At 68.0% G+C, this 18,926-nt stretch carries 19 protein-coding genes; 4 read left to right on the plus strand and 15 right to left on the minus strand.

Annotation, left to right across the window (positions count from 1 at the left end; genetic code table 11):
* Positions 1-87 precede the first annotated feature (87 nt).
* The 4 genes from mftG to mftA form a co-directional block, all read right to left on the minus strand.
* Entirely contained in the window at positions 88-1,554 is a 1,467-nt protein-coding gene (gene mftG, locus AB0H50_RS28645) for a mycofactocin system GMC family oxidoreductase MftG (RefSeq protein WP_357458530.1), read from the minus strand.
* 70 nt (positions 1,555-1,624) lie between these two features.
* Entirely contained in the window at positions 1,625-3,028 is a 1,404-nt protein-coding gene (mftF, locus tag AB0H50_RS28650) for a mycofactocin biosynthesis glycosyltransferase MftF (RefSeq protein ID WP_357458533.1), read from the minus strand.
* A 231-nt stretch (positions 3,029-3,259) separates the two neighbouring features.
* Positions 3,260-3,721: a hypothetical protein gene (locus AB0H50_RS28655; RefSeq protein WP_357458536.1), complete on the minus strand. Its 462-nt coding sequence runs from the start codon at positions 3,719-3,721 to the stop codon at positions 3,260-3,262.
* Positions 3,722-3,849: 128 nt separating this feature from the next.
* Entirely contained in the window at positions 3,850-3,954 is a 105-nt protein-coding gene (gene mftA / locus AB0H50_RS28660; RefSeq protein WP_357458538.1) for a mycofactocin precursor MftA, read from the minus strand.
* A gap of 272 nt (positions 3,955-4,226) precedes the next feature.
* Between mftA and mftR2 the strand changes: the two genes are divergently transcribed.
* Together mftR2 and AB0H50_RS28670 are read left to right on the plus strand one after the other, a co-directional pair.
* Positions 4,227-4,865, plus strand: coding sequence for a mycofactocin system transcriptional regulator MftR2 (mftR2, locus tag AB0H50_RS28665; protein ID WP_357458540.1), 639 nt, complete (start codon positions 4,227-4,229; stop codon positions 4,863-4,865).
* Between the two features lie 76 nt (positions 4,866-4,941).
* Positions 4,942-5,997, plus strand: coding sequence for a ferredoxin--NADP reductase (locus AB0H50_RS28670; protein WP_357458542.1), 1,056 nt, complete (start codon positions 4,942-4,944; stop codon positions 5,995-5,997).
* A gap of 104 nt (positions 5,998-6,101) precedes the next feature.
* Here the strand turns inward: AB0H50_RS28670 and AB0H50_RS28675 are convergent, their stop codons facing one another.
* The 3 genes from AB0H50_RS28675 to AB0H50_RS28685 all read right to left on the minus strand — a co-directional run bounded on the left by AB0H50_RS28675 (position 6,102) and on the right by AB0H50_RS28685 (position 9,020).
* Positions 6,102-6,845 (minus strand): DNA alkylation repair protein, encoded by a 744-nt coding sequence (locus tag AB0H50_RS28675; protein ID WP_357458545.1) that lies wholly within the window; start codon positions 6,843-6,845, stop codon positions 6,102-6,104.
* Positions 6,846-7,008: 163 nt separating this feature from the next.
* Positions 7,009-7,770 carry an aspartate/glutamate racemase family protein gene (locus tag AB0H50_RS28680; protein ID WP_357458547.1) on the minus strand — a complete coding sequence of 254 codons (762 nt, stop codon included), beginning with the start codon at positions 7,768-7,770 and terminating at the stop codon, positions 7,009-7,011.
* A gap of 53 nt (positions 7,771-7,823) precedes the next feature.
* Positions 7,824-9,020 carry an FAD-dependent oxidoreductase gene (locus tag AB0H50_RS28685; RefSeq protein ID WP_357458550.1) on the minus strand — a complete coding sequence of 399 codons (1,197 nt, stop codon included), beginning with the start codon at positions 9,018-9,020 and terminating at the stop codon, positions 7,824-7,826.
* 187 nt (positions 9,021-9,207) lie between these two features.
* Between AB0H50_RS28685 and AB0H50_RS28690 the strand changes: the two genes are divergently transcribed.
* Together AB0H50_RS28690 and AB0H50_RS28695 are read left to right on the plus strand one after the other, a co-directional pair.
* Positions 9,208-9,576, plus strand: a complete 369-nt coding sequence (locus AB0H50_RS28690) for an SPW repeat protein (protein WP_357458553.1) — start codon at positions 9,208-9,210, stop codon at positions 9,574-9,576.
* Positions 9,577-9,649: 73 nt separating this feature from the next.
* Entirely contained in the window at positions 9,650-10,303 is a 654-nt protein-coding gene (locus AB0H50_RS28695) for a TetR/AcrR family transcriptional regulator (protein WP_357458870.1), read from the plus strand.
* A gap of 88 nt (positions 10,304-10,391) precedes the next feature.
* Here the strand turns inward: AB0H50_RS28695 and AB0H50_RS28700 are convergent, their stop codons facing one another.
* From AB0H50_RS28700 to rpsL, 8 genes are all read right to left on the minus strand, one after another.
* Positions 10,392-11,201 carry an alpha/beta hydrolase gene (locus AB0H50_RS28700; RefSeq protein ID WP_357458556.1) on the minus strand — a complete coding sequence of 270 codons (810 nt, stop codon included), beginning with the start codon at positions 11,199-11,201 and terminating at the stop codon, positions 10,392-10,394.
* A 362-nt stretch (positions 11,202-11,563) separates the two neighbouring features.
* On the minus strand, positions 11,564-13,660 hold the full coding sequence (fusA, locus tag AB0H50_RS28705; RefSeq protein ID WP_357458558.1) for an elongation factor G: 2,097 nt from the start codon (positions 13,658-13,660) through the stop codon (positions 11,564-11,566).
* 233 nt (positions 13,661-13,893) lie between these two features.
* Positions 13,894-14,058: a DUF5615 family PIN-like protein gene (locus tag AB0H50_RS28710; RefSeq protein ID WP_357458560.1), complete on the minus strand. Its 165-nt coding sequence runs from the start codon at positions 14,056-14,058 to the stop codon at positions 13,894-13,896.
* Positions 14,055-14,273, minus strand: coding sequence for a DUF433 domain-containing protein (locus tag AB0H50_RS28715; RefSeq protein ID WP_084482886.1), 219 nt, complete (start codon positions 14,271-14,273; stop codon positions 14,055-14,057). Before AB0H50_RS28715 ends, AB0H50_RS28710 begins: the two co-directional genes overlap by 4 nt.
* Positions 14,274-14,422: 149 nt before the next feature.
* On the minus strand, positions 14,423-15,613 hold the full coding sequence (tuf, locus tag AB0H50_RS28720; RefSeq protein ID WP_357458562.1) for an elongation factor Tu: 1,191 nt from the start codon (positions 15,611-15,613) through the stop codon (positions 14,423-14,425).
* Between the two features lie 134 nt (positions 15,614-15,747).
* Complete coding sequence (fusA, locus tag AB0H50_RS28725) at positions 15,748-17,850, minus strand: elongation factor G (protein ID WP_357458565.1); 2,103 nt, start codon at positions 17,848-17,850, stop codon at positions 15,748-15,750.
* Between the two features lie 225 nt (positions 17,851-18,075).
* Positions 18,076-18,546 carry a 30S ribosomal protein S7 gene (gene rpsG, locus AB0H50_RS28730; RefSeq protein ID WP_067838240.1) on the minus strand — a complete coding sequence of 157 codons (471 nt, stop codon included), beginning with the start codon at positions 18,544-18,546 and terminating at the stop codon, positions 18,076-18,078.
* A gap of 1 nt (position 18,547) precedes the next feature.
* Positions 18,548-18,922 carry a 30S ribosomal protein S12 gene (rpsL, locus tag AB0H50_RS28735; protein ID WP_014353064.1) on the minus strand — a complete coding sequence of 125 codons (375 nt, stop codon included), beginning with the start codon at positions 18,920-18,922 and terminating at the stop codon, positions 18,548-18,550.
* Positions 18,923-18,926 lie beyond the last annotated feature (4 nt).

The raw sequence follows: 18,926 nt of genomic DNA on the forward strand, positions 1-18,926 counted from the left end.
TCAGAGGGAAGGGCGGATGTTCTGGTTTGTCCGCCAGGTCACACCGTGGGCGGACCTCCTCATTTTGTGACCCATCCGTCTTTCACTTCACGATGTGAGCCAGCCCGCAACATGTTCGGCGAGCATCACCGTCGTGGCCTGCGGACCTCGGCTCAGCGGCACCGGAACGACGGACAGATCCACCACGGACAATCCGCTCACCCCATGCACCCTGCACCGCGCGTCGACCACCCCGTCCTCGGCGGCGCCCATCCGGCAGGTGCCCGAGAGATGCTGCGAGGTGGACAGATTCGCGCGTAGCCAGGCATCGTGACCGGACGCGGGCGGCGGGTGACACGGGTAGGCGCCCGGTATTCGGTGCAGCACGTCGGCGGCGAGCGCGACCGCGTCACGCAGTCGCGCGCGATCGGTGGCGTCCGCCAGGTAGCGGTGCTCGATCCGAGGCGGGCCGAACGGATCGGCGCCGCGCAACCGCAGCACGCCCGCGGACTCGGGACGCATCAGCGCGACGCCGAGGCGGTGCCGATCCGAGGCGAACGGCACTGTGTACGGCCGGATTTCGATGTCATCGAGGGTCAGCACGTACTCCAGCGGCACCGCGGCAGGCGTCGGCACGTCGAGCAGGTATTCCAGACCGATCTCGGGGTGGTCGTCGAACCGGACGCCGACCGGCGCGGGACGCACCACCGGTATACCCAGTGCCGCCAGCTCGTCCGGCGGTCCGATCCCGGAGCGCAGCAGTAGCGCCGCCGATTCCAGCGCGCCCGCGCACAGCACGATTCGATCGGACCAGATCGTGCCGCTGGTCTCGCCGCGCCGATAGTCGACGCCGACCGCGCGATCACCCTGGAAACGAATGCGCGACACCAGGACTCCGCCCTGTACGGACAGATTCGGGCGCGCCAGCGCGGGCAGCAGATAGGCCGACGCCGTGCCGACGCGTGCACCGCCCTCGACGTTGCACGGCACCGGTCCCACGCCCTCGGTGGGGCCCGCACCCGGCAACGCGTTGAGATCGGGCACCTCGGCGAACCCCGCTGCGCGCGCGGCCGCGGCGAACGCGCGGCTCACCGGTGTCGGATCGCTCGTGCGGCGCACCGGGATCGGGCCGCCGCGGCCGTGGCCGGGCAGGTCGCCGTAGTCGCGGTCGTCCTCCAGCCCTCGGTAAGCGGGCAGCACCGATTCGAAAGTCCATTCGGGCGCGCCGCCGAGCGCCGCGCTCCACGCGGCGAAGTCGGCGGCGGGCGCGCGCACGAAATAGCCGCCGTTGACCGTACTGGAGCCGCCGATCACCCGGCCGCGCAGCAAGTTTCCCTCGACCGCACGGTCGTCGTCCGAGCTCGCCGCGAGCGTCGCGGGATACCGCCACAACCACCGGGATTCCGGCCCGATCGGCAGCCGCGTGGCATCGCGCAGCGCCGCGGGCATCTCGGCCGCGGCGGACCACACCGTGCCCGCTTCCAGCAGGCGCACCGTGTGGCCGGGCGCTTCGCTCAACCTCGCCGCGAGCACGCACCCCGCGGTGCCGCCACCGACGATAAGGGTGTCGACCATAGGAACCAGCTCATCCGACGGGCGGGCCGTCGGCCCGGCAACAACGATCAGCGCGGTGGCGCGGTGGATTTCACCGCGGTGGCGCCGTGGGTTTGAGCGCCTCGACGCTGCGCGCCCGGTAGGCGCCGAGCCAGAGCCCGGTGCCGTAGGCGATGTCGTCGAGACGCTTGTAGGCCAGGTAGCGGAACGGGTCGAGCCCGCCCGCGTCGCGGTGGGTGAACCAGTCGGCGAGGCCGTCGGCCACCGCCATGGTCACCGCGATCCGCCGGATGCGCCGCGAGGCCAACATCGCGAGCAGCGTCACCGGCCAGTAATGCCTGCACATCGCCGACGCCAGCTGCCACAGCCCGGAGAAGAAACCGCGGGCCAGGTAGATGGATGCGATGCGCGTCGGGTTGTCCAGCGCGGTGAACACCCGCCGCAGCCGAGCCAGCGCCGTGACGAGGGTGACGACGCCGCCGAGCAGACCCCACTTCGACATCGTCGCGAACAGCACCGAGGCCACCACCATCCAGGGCGGCACCGACAGCGGCGAGACCATGCCCTTGCCGTGCCGCTCGCCGAGCGGCGCGGCGCCCGTGCCGTAGAACAGCTTTCGCCCGAACCAGGACGGGAACGAGACGCGATGGTCGTGCGCCACGTGCGCGGCGGGCTCGTAGCGCAGCCGCCAGCCCGCCCGTTCCAGCCGCCAGCACAGGTCGACGTCCTCGGCGACCTGCATGGACTCGTCGAAGCCGCCCTCGGCGAGCAACGCCTGCCGCCGCACCAGCAGCGCGGCGCTCGGCACGTACGAGACCAGGCCGCGCGATCGCACGGCCGCCTCCCTCCTGCCCAGGTCGAGCGAGGAGCGGGTGTGCTCGTAGCGGGCCAGCGCGTTGGACTCCGGATCCAGCGCCACGATGCGGGGCGCGACGAGCGCGACCTCCGGATCGCTGAAGTGCCCGAGCATGACCTCGAGCCACCCGCTGCGCGGCACCACGTCGGAATCCAGGAACGCGACGAATTCGGTTGTCGCCGCCCGCAGGCCGGCATTGCGGGCCGCGGAGGGGCCCTGCTTCTCGTCGTGGCGCAGCACGGTGACACGGCAGCGGGTGCCACGGGATTCCGGGATCCGCACCGGTCGATCGGAGCCGTCGTCGACGACGATCACGGTGTGCCCGCGCAGCGCCGCCAGCAGCCGGGCGAGGCCGTCGGCGTTGTTGCGCAGTGGCACGATGATGGTCACGTCATCGAGCGAGGGCAGCAGTTGCGGCCGCGGATTGGCGACTCCGGAATCGAGCAGCCGTCTGGCAACAACCGCCGACTTGGGGTCGGTGACCTCGAGGTACCCGTCGCCGATCATCTCGGCGGCCTCCGGGGCAAGTCGTAGCAACCTGGCGGGTGAGCCCCCGATCAGGATGCGTCCGCCGGAGTATGCGCGTACCCGTGGATCGATCCGTACCCCGAAGCCGTCGGGCAGTCGATCATGGCGCATTCTTGGCATGCTAGGCGGATATTCACGCGCGGGCATCATCGGTCCCGAAAAAAGGACGGAATTCCGCGCGAATAGGCCTGTGACCGTGCGTGACTCGAACCACGGCGTGTTGCGGTGGATTTGCGGACAATTCGGTCGCGCCATGTAGCAACTTGTCGGCTATCCATCGCTGACCCCCTCGATAACCTGCGCCCGCCGGCTGGCAGCGCACGGCTGGCAACCGGCGGCTGTTCATGTCAGCGGGCTCTCGCCGCAGACGCGTGACGGCCGCCGCGCCGACGAAGTCGGCGAGATCGGCCCCGGCTTGCGCGCCGTGTCACGCCGCGATGCGGTCCGGCGCGAGTCGTCCACCGAAGAGCGCGAAATGGTCCGCCCTACGTCGGCCCGCGCGGCCGGCTTCCAGAAGTCCTGGGGCACAGTCGGTTCGCCGCCGCTCAGTACGGTCGCGAAGCGTTCCATCAAGTGTGCCGCGCGATCCCCCTGTGGCGCACCGGATTCGAGCGCTGCCGTCATCAACGCATCCTCAGCGGTGCTGGACCCGATGGTAGTGGACCCGATGGTAGCGGACTCGGCGGTGATGGGCGCAGCGCCGCCCGACCGCGGGACCACCCCCGCATCCGGTCGGACGGCCTGCGCCAGCGCGGGCTTGGCTCCCGCGGCGCCGGACGCGAGATACGGCGCGCCGATGATCATGTCACCTTCGGCCGGTCGCGCGAGCGCCCGCGCATATGGCGGGGCGCCTTCGCCGGCGCTACCGGCCGCGCGCAGCGGCGCCCTCGGTCGCCGTCGGGTATCGAGATCGAGCACGACACTCTCGCCCGTCAGTAGACGCCGCACATGCCGTCGATGGATACCTCTTCGATGAGGGTCTCCTCGACGAGCTCCGCTTCGGCGGTGTCGCGCGGTGCGATGATCTTGTGCGACATGAGACCTCCGAGTTCGACGAGGGACCGCGACCATCTACGTAGTCCTTGTCACACCATAGCGACAAGCCCAGCAAAAGTGAAACACGTTCCAATCACTGCGGCCACACCCCTCCCACGCCCCGAGACTCCGCCGCATCGTCACGCCACACCGCGGCGGTCCATGACCACCGCCCGCGCCGCCACCGGTCCCTACCGTGGCGCTCTAGACTTCGGGTGTAGCGCAGCTGAACAGAACGTGACGGGCGGCACATGCCCGCGGCAGTAGAGGTGGCATGGGAGTCGGACGAATGCAGGCGAACGGGGGCGGAAACACTCTGTCGGAGTCCGAGATCGTGGAGGCCGCGCTGCGTGTGGTTCGCGCGGATGGCGTGGAAAAGCTGTCCATGCGGCGACTTTCCCGCGAACTCGGCGTCTCCCCCATGGCGCCGTACTACTACGTGGCCGACAAGCGCGAGCTGCTCGACCTGGTCGCCAGCGCCGCGCTGGCAGGAGTGCGCAAGCCACCGCCGGAATCCGGGCCGTGGCAGCAGCGCCTGCGCGAGCTCATCGACCAGATCGATGAGAAACTGCGCAAACACCCCGGGCTCGGCGATGTGCTCATCGAGCAGATGCTGGGCAAACAGCTCGACCTGATCGCCGCCATCATGGAGATCCTGTTCGAGGCCGGGTTCTCCGACCGCAACGTGCTCGCCGCCTACGCGACGATCCACACCTACCTGTTCGGCCGCAGCCGGGTGAACCCCCGCGACCGGGCTCCGCTGTCGGAGGTCACGCTTCCCGAGTCGGTGGAGCGAGCCACGAAGTACATCTCCGACCTGCGCGGCAAGTACGCCTACGACTTCGGTATGGAGGTGCTGATCGCCGGTCTCGAGGCCCAGCTTGTCCACCAGCCGGAGCGCGACGTACGATGAAACTGAAACACGTTCTAGTTTTGTCGCCGGCCGCTGTTCCCCCGGTCGACGACGATGCCGGATTCGAGAGGACGTCATGACAACCGTCGAAGTTCCCCACGGCTCGCGCTCGGTCGTGCTGCGGGTTGCCGCCGTCATCGCCGAGACGGCCGACACCAGCTCGCTGGTCTTCGACGTCCCTGATGAGCTGCGGGAGAAGTTCGAGTACAAGCCCGGCCAGTTCCTCACGCTGCGCATTCCCAGCGACCGCACCGGCTCGGTGGCCCGCTGCTATTCGCTGGCGAGCTCGCCGCACGTCGACGACCAGCCAAAGGTCACCGTGAAGCGCACCGACGGCGGCTACGGCTCGAACTGGGTGTGCGACAACGTGAAAGCGGGCGACCAGCTCGAGGTGCTGCCGCCCTCCGGCGTCTTCACCCCGAAGAACCTGGACGAAAACCTGCTGCTGTTCGGCGCGGGCAGCGGCATCACACCGGTGATGTCCATTCTGAAGTCCGCGCTGGCCCGCGGCACCGGCAAGATCGTGCTCGTCTACGCCAATCGCGACGCGGACAACGTGATCTTCGCGAGCGAGCTGCGCGAGCTCGTGGACAAGCACCAGCAGCGGCTCGTCGTGATCCACTGGCTGGAGCCGCTGCTCGGCCTGCCGACCTCCGACACCCTGGCCACCCTGGTCGCGCCCTACACCGGCTACGAGGCCTTCATGTGCGGCCCCAAGCCGTTCATGGACCGGGTGCACGACGCGCTCGGCCAGCTCGGCGTTCCGCGTTCGCGCACGCACGCCGAGGTGTTCAACTCCCTGGCAGGCGACCCGTTCGCCGACCAGGCGCCGGTCGAGGTGAGCGACGAGGAGGCCGCAGACGCGGCGACCGTCGAGGTGGAACTCGACGGCGAGGTGCACGAGCTGAGCTGGCCGCGCAAGCAGACGCTGGTCGACATCATGCTCGCCAAGGGACTCGACGTGCCCTACTCCTGTCAGGAGGGCGAGTGCGGCTCCTGTGCCTGCACGGTGCTGGAGGGCAAGGTCGAGATGGAGAACTCCGAGATTCTCGATCCGGAGGACATCGAGAACGGGTACATCCTTGGCTGCCAGGCCCGGCCGGTCACCGATCGGTTGCGCATCCAGTTCTGAGTGGTGCTCGGCGTGCGGATCCGGTCCGCGCTCGGCCGATCGTGGCGTCCGTGCGCGCTCGACGCACCGACCATGCGTGCGGCCGCTCCGTGCTCGACGTGCGCTCAGCGCGCTGAACGGTAGGCGCTGCGCTCGGCCGCGTCGAGATGCTCGGTGGCGTACCCGAGCGCGGTGCGGCCCATCGCCGGTGCGTGCTCGTCCAGGAAGCCGGTCAGCATGACGCGGTCGACACGCTTGCCGACCTCGCGCAGCATCCAGCCGACCGCCTTCTGGATGAGATCCCGGCGGTCGGTCAGCAGCTGTTCGCAGAGCTGGAACGTCGTGCTCGGGTCGCCCGCCTTGATGAAGGCGAAGGTGGTCAGCAGCGCGACGCGGCGCTCCCACAGCGAGTCCGCGGCGGCCAGCTCGAAGAGCAGATCCCGCGGCCGGTCCAGCAACCACGGACCGAGGACGTTCTCGGCGGAGACGTCGACCAGGTCCCAGTTGTTCACCCGGCGGCGGCGCACGGCGTCCAGGTACAGCCGCACCATCTTCTCCTGCGCCGCCAGGTCGATCGTGCGCGGCTTTGCCGCCTTGGCGAAGCGGGCGTTCAGGATGACCAGCCCGGCAAGGCGCTCCTCGTGCACGGCGCTGTCGAGCAGCTCATCGATCTCGGTGAGATCAAGGGCGGCAAAGCGTTTGGCGATCGCGCGCGTCGTCGGGACGCGCACACCGATGAACAGGTCGCCCTCGCCGTATTCTCCCGGCCCGGTCTTGAAGAAGCGCTGGAGATGGATCGCGTCGGCGGCGTCCGCGACCTCGGCGAGGGCCTGCCGCACATCCGCCGCGGTCGGCGCTGTCTCGATCATCTACGGCTCCATCCCTCGGCACGGCGCGGTACGAATTCGACGCACGCCATTCAACACCCGCCGAGCGGCCGACCCCCGCGTAACCCGTACCTCGCAGACCTTCTGCACGCTTCGCAGCGGGTGTACGCCCTGTGAAGGGTGCGGAACGTCTGCGAGGGCGGTGTCAGGGCTGGGCGCCGAGGATGCGGCCGGACTCGAAGGCCGCGGCGCTGGGGGGCAGGGCACCGGGGCGGCCGCTGTTCATGACGCGCACCACGCCGTTGCCGGTGGTCGGTCTGCCGAGCCCGTCCATGCGCCGAATGGTTTGGGCGGCAACGGCTTGCGCGCTGTCGAAGAGGCGAACACCGACCGGCAGCGCGGCCACGATGGCATCGATGACCAGCGGATAGTGCGTGCAGCCGAGCACGACGCCCTCGACGTCGTCGGGCGTCTGCTCGGCGGCGCGGGCGATGGAATCGCGGGCCGCGACCAGGTCGCCGCGGTCGATCGCGTCCGCGAGTCCGTGACAGGCCACACCGACCACCTTCGCGTCGCCCCCGAACTCGGCGATGAGGTCGGCTTGGTATTTGCTCGCGGTCGTCGCCGCCGTCGCCCACACCGCGACCGAGCGGCAGGCCGCGGCCGCGGGCTTGATGGCGGGCACGGTGCCGATCACCGGCACGCCGGGGCCGACGTCGGCGCGCACCTGTTCGAGCGCGGTGACGCTGGCCGTGTTGCAGGGCAGCACGATCACCTCGGCGCCCGACTCGACGGACGTGCGGGCCGCGCCGACCACCCGATCGACGGTCCACCGCTCGGGTTTGGGGCCCCACGGAGCGCCGTCAGGATCGAGTTGCAGCAGCAGGTCCACGTCCGGCCGCAGCTTGCGCAGCCAAGCGGCCGTTGGCAGCAATCCCAGCCCCGAGTCGATGAGCGCGACGATCACATCGACCACCGTATTACAGGCGTACCTCCCCGCCCGAACGGCTCCGGACGGTGTCAGGTTGCGGCGAGCAGGTCGGCGACCGGCGCCGCGGCGGCGATCTTCGCGCGCGCCTTCATGACCTGGGCCGTCATTCCCGCGCCGACGACGCCGGTGAGGATGCCGTCCCTGGCGTAGTAGGCGAGGAATTTGCGGCCGTCGTCGGCGACCACGGTGACCTCGTCGGTGGCGCTCGGGGTGCCGAGTGCCTGGATCTTCACGTTGTACTGGTCGCTCCAGAAGTACGGGACCCGCGCCGCGGTCGGCGGCTCCGCGCCCAGCAGCGCGCAGGCCAGCAGCTTGGCCTGCTCGCCCGCGTTGGTCCAGTGTTCGACCCGCTTGCGCTCGCCGGTCTCGTGCCGCCACGCGGCGACGTCGCCGACCGCCCAGACCCGGTCTGCCGAGGTCCGGCCCACTTCGTCGGCGAGCACGCCGCCGCCATCGGCGGGTTCGGCGAGCGCGATGCCGGAGTCGGTCAGCCATTCGGTCACCGGCCGTGAGCCGACGCCGACCACCACGAGATCGGCGAGCACCTCGGCGCCGTCGGACAGCAGGGCGCCGCGCACCCGGCCCGCCTCGTCGCCGAGGAAAGTGTCCAGTCCGGTGTGGCAGCGCAGGTCGACACCCTCGGCACGGTGCATGCGGGCGACCAGCGCGCCGACCTGCTCGCCGAGCACCGAGGCCAGCGGGGTCGGCTGCGGTTCGACCAACACCACCTCGACACCGCTCGCGCGGAAACTGGCCGCGAGCTCACAGCCGATGAAACCCGCGCCGACCACGAGCGCCTTGCCTGCGCCGCGCAATTCGGCGCGCAGCGCGGCGGCGTCCGCGTGCCCGCGCAGCACGTGCACGCCCTTCAGCTCGGGCAGGCCGGGCAGCAGGCGCGGGCGCAAGCCCGTCGCGATGACGAGGTGGTCGTAATCGAGAGCGCCGCCGTCGGCCAGGGTGATGCGGCGCGCGGCGGTGTCCACCGCGGTGGCCGCGGTGGACAGGCGCAGATCGATCTGCTTCTCGTCGAAGAATTCCGGGGGACGCAGCGTGGTGTCGTCGGTCTCGCCGCGGACGAACTGCTTGGACAGCGGCGGGCGATCGTAGGGCAGTCGCGGCTCGTCACCGATCAGCACCAGACCGCCGGTGTATCCGCCGCGACGCAGCTCTTCGGCGGTGCGCAGCCCGGCGAGTCCGGCCCCCACGATCACGATCGGCGCGGTCATGCGACAACCCCTTCTTCCGTTGACACGACCCTCACCCTAGCGTCTGCTTGGTCAAGTTTTGCTGTGGTGGCGGTCACTCTCGCCAGGTCGCCGATCGCCGCGGAATCGTTTCCGTACCGCTATTGACCGGGCGGTCAATCAGGACTATACCGAGGTCAGAACATATTTCGAGCCGAGGAGGCACACCATGTTCACCGAGAGTCGCGCGCAAGACCTGCTCGCAGTCATACTCGGCGTCTTCACCGCGCTGTCCCCCTTGTGGGTGGACACGAACGACATGGCCATGTGGACGCTGATCGTCCTTGGCGTCCTGATCGCACTCACCGGTCTGGCCCAGATGGCTCGGCCCGCCATGGCGATGGCCGACTACGCGATGGGCCTGTTCGGTGCGCTGCTGTTCATCTCGCCGTGGGCGATGGACTTCACCGAGTACAGCGGTGCATCCTGGACCGCATGGATCGTAGGCGTGGTCACGGTGGTCGTCGCGGTCGCGGCGTTGCCCGTGGTCACGGCCCGCATGCACCGGACCACCGGAGGAATGGCTCCACACCACTGATGCATGACGTGCGAATCCCGCACCGCGATCCGGCAGATGGTCGGACAGCAACGAGGACGCACCCCTGATGCAGATGCCAACACCCGGTCGTCGTGCGGTTCGACGACCGGGCTCCCCCAAGACCGGGCGCCGCCGCAGCGCCAAGATCGACGGCGACGCCCGGCAACTCATCCTGGACGCCGCCGAAAGCCTTTTCGCGGCACAGGGATTCGATGCCACCGCGACGGCGTCCATCGCCGCGGACGCGGGCGTGCCGAAGGGCCTCGTCTTCTACTACTTCCCCACCAAGGACTCGATCCTCTCCGCGCTCATGGCCGAGCGCATGCCCGCGCATCCGATCGCTGACATCGGCGCCGTGGTCGCCCCCGGCGATCCGGCTGCCAGCCTGGTCAACCTCGACGCCGCGCTGAACCTGCGCGACCACCATTCCTCGGTGCTGCGGGTGATCATGTGGCGCGAGGCCGACACCCATCCCGACGTGCGCCGCCAGCTACACCACCTGCGCAACCAACTCCTCGACGTGACCGTCCGCGTCCTCCAGGCCAGCACGCCGACCCCCGTCCGCCCCGGCACCCTGCGCGCCTGCGCCGCCGCCTGGGTCTCTGCCATGTTCGCCATCGCCAGCACCGACCGCCTGCACGCCCTCGACGGCATCCCCCTCCCCACCACCGACGAAATCCTCAACGTCGCCCAGGTAGTCGCCGCGGGCATGACCCATCTCGGCTAGGCGCATCTCCACCTGCACTCCGGCTGTCCGCGCGGCCGCGGTCGACAGCACAACCCGCGCGCTCCGCTTCGTGCGCCGTACTGCGGGCCTATTCGGCCGACAGGAATTCGAGGAGATCAGGGGCGAAGCGGGGGTGTTTGACGGTGCCCATGTGGTTGGCGCCGGGGTAGATGATCAGGCGGGAGTCGGGGATGCCGTCGGCGGTGCGCCGGAAGGTTGCCGTGGAGTAGAACTCGTCGTGTTCGCCACCGACGACGAGTGTGGGGGCGGTGATTTCGCCGAGACGGGCCGAGACATCGAAGGCGTCCTCGGCGCGGACGAAGGCGAGGGTGTCGGACGGGTTCTTCGGGCGCGCGAGCGGATCGAGCAGCCACATGGCGCCTTTGGTGAGGCGAGCGGTGAACGTGGTCGGCGCGGGAATCATGTAGTGCAGCGCCCTGCGGCCTTCGGCGGCGGCCTCGGCGTAGTTCAGCTGCGCGGCGCGCGCTCTTTCCTCCAGACGAAAGCCCGAGGCCCCGACGACCAGCTTCCGGACGACATCGGGATGGTCGGCGGCCAATTGCAACGCCAGCGATCCGCCGGAGGAAATACCGAGAACGTCCACGGGCGTGTCGAATTCGGCGCGCAGCGCCTCGGCGTGCTGCGCCGCGATATCGGCCATCGTGGTGCCTTCGGCCATGCCGGGCGCCCTGTTCACCGCGTACACCCGCGCATGCTTGGCCAACGGCGTGAGTGTCTTGATCTCGGACTCGCGCATCCACCCACTCGGATTGGCGTGATCGGGGGTGAACCAGCGGAGAAACACCAGCGGACGCCCGGAACCCAAAGCTATATAGGGCATTCCGTGCTCCAACGCACCCTCGATGACATCGAGATCGATGTGTGCGGACTTGCTCATGCTTCCCTCCGTTGGGCGGCGACGGCTCACTTGTCGACCGTATCGGTCCGCTCCGACAGAAGCGCGAACATCCGGTTCGCGTCGGCAAGGCAGGGGCGTATCAATGCGCGGTCGTCTGAGTTCGGTACGACCGCGGCATATCTCGTCGCGGCCGTCCGAAGAGCAGATACAGCCGCGCGGCGCTCCTTCGGGATCCATCCACACGTGTGCACAGGACCGGCAGACCCGGTACGGGTCGTCGTCGGTGACCACGCAACCGCCGAGCCGGAGCAGCCCCGCCGCCGCAAGAACGCGGGCCTGGGGCGACGGCAGGCCGTACACGCGAACGGCGCCGTTCCGTACGGAACGGCGCCGTCCACCGATTACCGGCCTCGGCCCGCGATGATCCCGTTCGCGACCGCGGCGGGCGCCTCGGCGTAGGAATCCAGGACCATGGCGTAGTTCGCCCGGCCCTGCGTCCTCGAACGCAGATCGCCGATGTACCCGAACATCTCCGTCAGCGGCGCCAGCGCACGCACCACACGCGCGCCACCGCGTTGAGCCACGTCCTGGATCCGGCCGCGTCGCGCGTTCAGACCACCGATGACCTCGCCGAGGTATTCCTCCGGGGTGACGACCTCGACCGCCATGACCGGCTCGAGCAACACCGGCCTGGCACGCACCAGCGCCTCCCGCACCGCCTGCTCGGCGGCGGTGCGGAACGCGTGTTCGGACGAATCCTGCACGTGCGCAGCGCCATCGAGCAGCACCACGCGCACGCCGAACACCGGATAACCGGCGAGCACGCCGCTGCGCAGCGCGTCCTGCGCACCGGCGTCCACCGCGGGCAGGTACTCCTTCGGCACCCGCCCGCCGGTCACCCGGCTCTCGAATTCGTAGCTCGCGCCGTCGTCGGCCGCGAACGGCTCCAAGGCCAGCACCACCTTGGCGAACTGGCCGCGTCCGCCCACCTGTTTGCGGTGGATGTACTCGTACCGGTCCACCGCGGCGGTGACGGTCTCGCGGTAGGCCACCTGCGGCGCACCGATATTCGCCGCGACCCCGAACTCGCGGCGCATCCGGTCGAGCAGGATCTCCAGGTGCAGCTCGCCCATGCCGCCGACGACGGTCTGCCCGGTCTCGGGCTCGACGCGCACCGCGAACGTCGGATCCTCCTCCGCCAAGCGCTGGATCGCCTCGCTCAGCTTCTCCTGATCGGACCTGGTTCGCGGCTCGATCGAAACCTGAAGCACCGGATCGGGGAACGTCATCGATTCCAGGACGATCTGGTCGTGCGGGTCGCACAGGGTGTCGCCGGTCGCGGTGTCCTTCAGTCCGATCACCGCGCAGATGTGACCGGCCGACGCCGCCGCGATCGGGCGCTCGATGTTCGAGTGCATCTGGAAGAGCTTGCCCAGCCGTTCCTTTCCTCCCTTCGTCGAATTCAGCACGGCGGCACCGGTTTCGGCGCGGCCCGAGTACACCCGCAGGTAGGTGAGCTTGCCGAAGTACGGGTGCGCCGCGACCTTGAAAGCCAGCGCGGCGAAGGGCGCGTCCTCCCGTGCCTCGCGGTGCACCACGGCTTCCTCGTCACCGGGCAGGTGACCGTAGACGCCGCCGCCGTCCAGGGGCGAGGGCAGGTAATCGATGATCGCGTCGAGCATCGGTTGCACGCCCTTGTTCTCGAGCGCCGAACCGCACAGCACCGGGTAGAGCTTCGAACCGACCGTCGACCGCCGGATGGCGGCCTTGATCTGCGTCACCGTCGGCGCACCGGCGAGATACTGCTGGAGCAGTTCCTCGTCGGTGTCAGCGAGGGTCTCGAGCAGTGTCTCGCGGGCGCTTTCGGCTCGCTCGCGCAACTCGGCCGGGATCTCGGCGACGGAGTAGCGCGCACCCAGGTCCGTATCGTCCTGCCACACAAGCGCTTTCCACTCGACGAGGTCGACGATGCCCGCGAAGGCGTCTTCCGCGCCGATCGGCAGCTGCACGACAAGCGGCTGCGCGCCGAGGCGCTCCGTGATGGTCCGCACGGTGAATTCGAAGTCCGCACCGAGCTTGTCCATCTTGTTGACGAAGCAGATCCGCGGCACGTCGTACTTGTCGGCCTGACGCCACACCTGCTCGGACTGCGGCTCGACGCCCTCTTTTGCGTCGAACACCGCTACGGCGCCGTCGAGCACGCGCAGCGAACGCTCCACCTCGACGGTGAAGTCGACGTGGCCAGGCGTGTCGATGATGTTGATCTGGTGTTGTCGCCAGAAACAGGTCGTCGCCGCCGCGGCGATCGTGATGCCGTGCTCGCGCTCCTGCACCATGCGATCCATCGCCGCGTTGCCGTCGTGCACCTCACCGATCTTGCGAATCACGCCGGTGTAGAACAGGATTCGCTCGGTGGTCGTCGTCTTGCCCGCATCGATGTGGGCCGTGATGCCGATATTGCGTACCCGGCCGAGATCGGTCTGTATCCCACGCGTCATGGGAATCTCCCAGTCCATCAACTAGGCGCGCCTACGCATTTCGCAGGCTCCGCGCCGTGTTTCGTCGAAAGTTCGACGCTCGCCTAGTTGTTGCGCTCCGGTGACGGCACGAGCATCATGTCGCGCGGCGCCGCCCGGCGCCCAAGACACGCCGCCGACCTACCCCCGCGCTCGCGGACCCGAAGTAACCATGCCCCTTGTCTACCGCCCGCCCAACCCCACCGTCCACCGAATTACCCACGAAGGCAGGCGATCAACGAACCTCGATGACCTTCTCCCCTGCCTCGATCATCTGCAGCGGTCATGTCCAGATCACAGACATGGACAGCATCGTGCCCCTCGCTCGCCATCGCGCGCGCTAATGTGGGCGGAAGCTGCGCATCGACAAGGAACTTCAAGAGGCGGTCCGCAGGATCGGATGATCGATCTCGGCGGCAGCGAACGCCAGGCAGGCGCGAATATCTTCTAGTTCGAGGTAGGGATAGTCGGCGAGGATGGACTCTTCGGTCTCACCGGCAGCCAAAAGCTCGAGCACGTCCTTCACCCTGATTCGCATGCCGCGGATGCAAGGCCGTCCACCGCACTGATTCGGGTCGAACGTAATCCTGGACACCGGCCAAGCATACCCGGCAAGCTCCTCCGCCGGCCCATAGCTCAGCTGCGCTCGTCGCTCGGGCCTCACATATCCGGCTACTCCCGGAAACGCCGAACGGCGCCGCTCCTTGCGGAGCGGCGCCGTTGGGAGATCGGTGATTCAGGGAATCACTTGATGATCTTGGTGACGCGGCCGGCGCCGACGGTGCGGCCACCCTCGCGGATCGCGAAGCGCAGGCCCTCTTCCATGGCGACCGGCTGGATGAGCTTGACAGTCATCTCGGTGTTGTCGCCCGGCATGACCATCTCGGTGCCCTCGGGGAGGGTCACGACGCCGGTCACGTCGGTGGTGCGGAAGTAGAACTGCGGGCGGTAGTTGTTGAAGAACGGGGTGTGGCGGCCGCCCTCGTCCTTCGACAGGATGTACGCCTGGCCCTCGAAATCGGTGTGCGGGGTGGTGGTGCCCGGCTTCACGATGACCTGGCCGCGCTCGACATCCTCGCGCTTGATACCACGAACCAGCAGACCGACGTTGTCGCCCGCCTGGCCCTGGTCGAGCAGCTTGCGGAACATCTCGATACCGGTGACCGTGGTCTTGGTCTTCTCCGGACGGATGCCGACGATCTCGACTTCCTCGTTCACGTTGATCACGCCACGCTCGACGCGACCGGTGACGACGGTGCCACGACCGGTGATGGTGAACACGTCCTCGACCGGCATCAGGAACGGCTTGTCGGTCTCACGGACCGGCTCCGGGATCGACTCGTCGACCGCGTCCATCAGGTCCTCGACGGCCTTGACCCACTTCGGGTCGCCCTCGAGCGCCTTCAGACCGGAGACACGCACGACCGGCGCGTCCTCGTCGAACTCCTGGGCGGCCAGCAGTTCGCGGACCTCCATCTCGACGAGCTCGAGGATCTCCTCGTCGTCGACCATGTCCGACTTGTTCAGCGCGACCAGGATGTAGGGCACGCCGACCTGACGGGCGAGCAGCACGTGCTCACGGGTCTGCGGCATCGGGCCGTCGGTGGCGGCGACCACGAGGATGGCGCCGTCCATCTGCGCCGCACCGGTGATCATGTTCTTGATGTAGTCCGCGTGGCCCGGAGCGTCGACGTGCGCGTAGTGGCGCTTGTCCGTCTGGTACTCGACGTGGGAGATGTTGATCGTGATACCACGAGCCTTCTCCTCCGGCGCCTTGTCGATCTGATCGAACGCGAAGGCCGCGTTCAGATCCGGGTACTTGTCAGCCAGCACCTTGGTGATCGCTGCGGTCAGCGTGGTCTTGCCGTGGTCGACGTGACCGATGGTGCCGATGTTGACGTGCGGCTTCGTCCGCTCGAACTTCGCCTTCGCCACTTTGGTGCCCTCCTGGACTTTGTTGGTGCGTGCAGTTGCAGCAGTGCATGGGTCATCCCCGCGGACGCGGGGATCGGGTTGTAACTAGAACGCCCGGCACTTGGGGCCAAGTGTGCCACTAGGCCCCAAGCGGTTTATTCGCCGGTCGCCTTGGCGATGATCTCCTTCGACACGTTGGCCGGAACCTCCGCGTACGAATCGAACACCATGGAGTAGTTCGCCCGGCCCTGGGTCTTCGACCGCAGGTCACCGATGTAACCGAACATCTCCGAGAGCGGAACCAGCGCCTTGACGACACGGGCACCACTGCGTTCCTCCATGGCCTGGATCTGGCCACGGCGGGAGTTCAGGTCGCCGATCACGTCGCCCATGTAATCCTCGGGCGTGGTGACCTCGACAGCCATCATCGGCTCGAGGATCACGGGACCGGCCTTACGGGCCGCTTCCTTCAGTGCCTGCGCGCCCGCGATCTTGAATGCCATTTCCGACGAGTCGACGTCGTGGTAGGCACCGTCGAGCAGGGTGACCTTCAGGTTGACCAGCGGGTAGCCAGCGAGCACACCGTACTGCATGGCGTCCTGGGCACCGGCGTCGACCGAAGGGATGTATTCCCTCGGCACGCGGCCACCGGTGACCTTGTTCTCGAACTCGTAGTGCGCGCCGTCCTCGCCGATGAACGGCTCGAGGCCGATGATCACCTTCGCGAACTGGCCGGAACCACCGGTCTGCTTCTTGTGCGTGAACTCGAGCTTCTCGACCTTCTTGGTGATGGTCTCGCGGTAAGCCACCTGCGGCTTGCCGACGTTCGCCTCGACCTTGAACTCGCGCTTCATGCGGTCCACGAGGATATCGAGGTGCAGCTCGCCCATGCCGCCGATGACGGTCTGGCCGGTCTCCTGGTCCAGCTTGACCGAGAAGGTCGGGTCCTCTTCCGAGAGACGCTGGATCGCGGTGCCCAGCTTCTCCTGGTCGGACTTGGTCTTGGGCTCGATCGAGACCTCGATGACCGGGTCCGGGAAGGTCATGGACTCCAGCACGATCTGGTTCTGCGGATCGCACAGGGTGTCACCGGTGGTGGTGTCCTTGAGGCCGATGACCGCGTAGATGTGGCCAGCGGAGGCCGCACCCACCGGGTTCTCCTTGTTGGAGTGCATCTGGAACAGCTTGCCCAGACGCTCCTTCTTGCCCTTGGTCGAGTTGATGACCTGGGCGCCGGAGTCGACCTTGCCGGAGTACACGCGGACGTAGGTCAGCTTGCCGAAGAAGGGGTGCACCGCGATCTTGAACGCGAGGGCCGCGAACGGCTCGTCGGCGCTCGGCTTGCGGGTCAGCAGCTCCTCTTCCTTGCCGGGCACGTGGCCGGTGGTGGCCTCCACGTCCAGCGGCGAGGGCAGGTAGTCGATGACCGCGTCGAGCATGGGCTGCACGCCCTTGTTCTTGAACGCGGAGCCACAGAGCACCGGGTAGAGCTCCGAGTTCACCGTCATCTTGCGGATGGCGCCCTTGATCTCCTCGATCGTGAGCTCCTCACCGCCGAAGAACTTCTCCAGCAGCGCCTCGTCCGACTCGGCGACGGTCTCGAGCAGCTCCTGGCGGTACTGCTCGGCCTGCTCCTTCAGGTCGTCCGGGATCTCGGTGACCTCGTACTGCTCGCCGAGCTTGGTCTCGCCCCGCCACACCTTGGCGTTGTTCTCGACCAGGTCGACGATGCCCTCGAAGGTGTCCTCCGCGCCGATCGGCAGCTGGATGACCAGCGGCTTGGCGCCGAGGCGCTCCTTGATGGTCCGCACGGTGAAGTAGAAGTCCGCACCGAGCTTGTCCATCTTGTTCACGAAGCAGATCCGCGGCACGTCGTACTTGTCGGCCTGACGCCACACCTGCTCGGACTGCGGCTCGACGCCTTCCTTGCCGTCGAACACCGCTACGGCGCCGTCGAGCACGCGCAGCGAACGCTCCACCTCGACGGTGAAGTCGACGTGGCCAGGAGTGTCGATGATGTTGATCTGGTTGTTGTTCCAGAAGCACGTGGTAGCCGCGGAGGTGATGGTGATACCACGCTCCTGCTCCTGCTCCATCCAGTCCATCGTGGCCGCGCCGTCGTGGACCTCACCGATCTTGTAGGTGATACCGGTGTAGAAGAGGATGCGTTCGGTAGTGGTGGTCTTACCGGCATCGATGTGGGCCATGATGCCGATGTTTCGGACCTTGTTGAGGTCGGTGAGCACGTCCTGTGCCACGGAAATCTTCCCCGCTCGTAGCTAGTTGGGATCTTCGGGTTCCAGACCCTGTCGGGTCATCACTATGTCAACGCCGGGAGGGGCACCGAAGTGCCGCCTCTCGACTGTGATCGACTTGGCATGATCGGGGCCCTTCGTGGTGACGACTGGCTGCCGCCTCCAGGGCCTGACCTCACATGCCGTGAGCCTTCCGGCGCCGACACAGAGCGACGGGCCGGCCGGCAATCACCAGCGGTAGTGCGCGAACGCCCGGTTCGACTCGGCCATCTTGTGGGTGTCCTCGCGACGCTTCACCGAAGCGCCCAGACCGTTGCTAGCGTCGAGCAGCTCGTTGGCCAGACGCTCGACCATGGTCTTCTCACGACGCGCACGGGCGAAGTTGACCAGCCAGCGCAGCGCCAAGGTGTTGGCACGGCCGGGACGAACCTCGACCGGAACCTGGTAGGTGGCGCCACCGACGCGGCGGGGCTTCACCTCGAGCGACGGCTTGACGTTGTCGAGCGCGCGCTTGAGGGTGACGACCGGGTCGGTGCCGGTCTTGTCGCGCGCCTGCTCGAGCGCGCCGTACACGATGCGCTCGGCGGTCGACTTCTTGCCGTCCAGCAGGATCTTGTTGACCAGCTGGGTGACCAGCGGCGACCCGTAGACCGGGTCGTTGATCAACGGACGCTTGGGAGCGGGGCCCTTGCGCGGCATATCAGCTCTTCTCCTTCTTCGCGCCGTAGCGGCTGCGGGCCTGCTTGCGGTTCTTCACACCCTGGGTGTCCAGCGAGCCACGGATGATCTTGTAGCGGACACCGGGAAGGTCCTTCACACGACCGCCACGGACGAGCACCATCGAGTGCTCCTGGAGGTTGTGGCCCTCACCGGGGATGTAAGCCGTGACCTCGACCGCGCTGGTCAGGCGAACACGCGCGACCTTACGCAGCGCGGAGTTCGGCTTCTTCGGGGTCGTGGTGTACACGCGGGTGCACACGCCACGACGCTGCGGGCTCCCCTTGAGGGCCGCGGTCTTGGTCTTGGCGACCTTGTCACGGCGACCCTTGCGGACCAGCTGGTTGATGGTTGGCATAGAC

The organism is Nocardia sp. NPDC050793, assembly GCF_040654065.1.
Taxonomy (GTDB): Bacteria; Actinomycetota; Actinomycetes; order Mycobacteriales; family Mycobacteriaceae; genus Nocardia.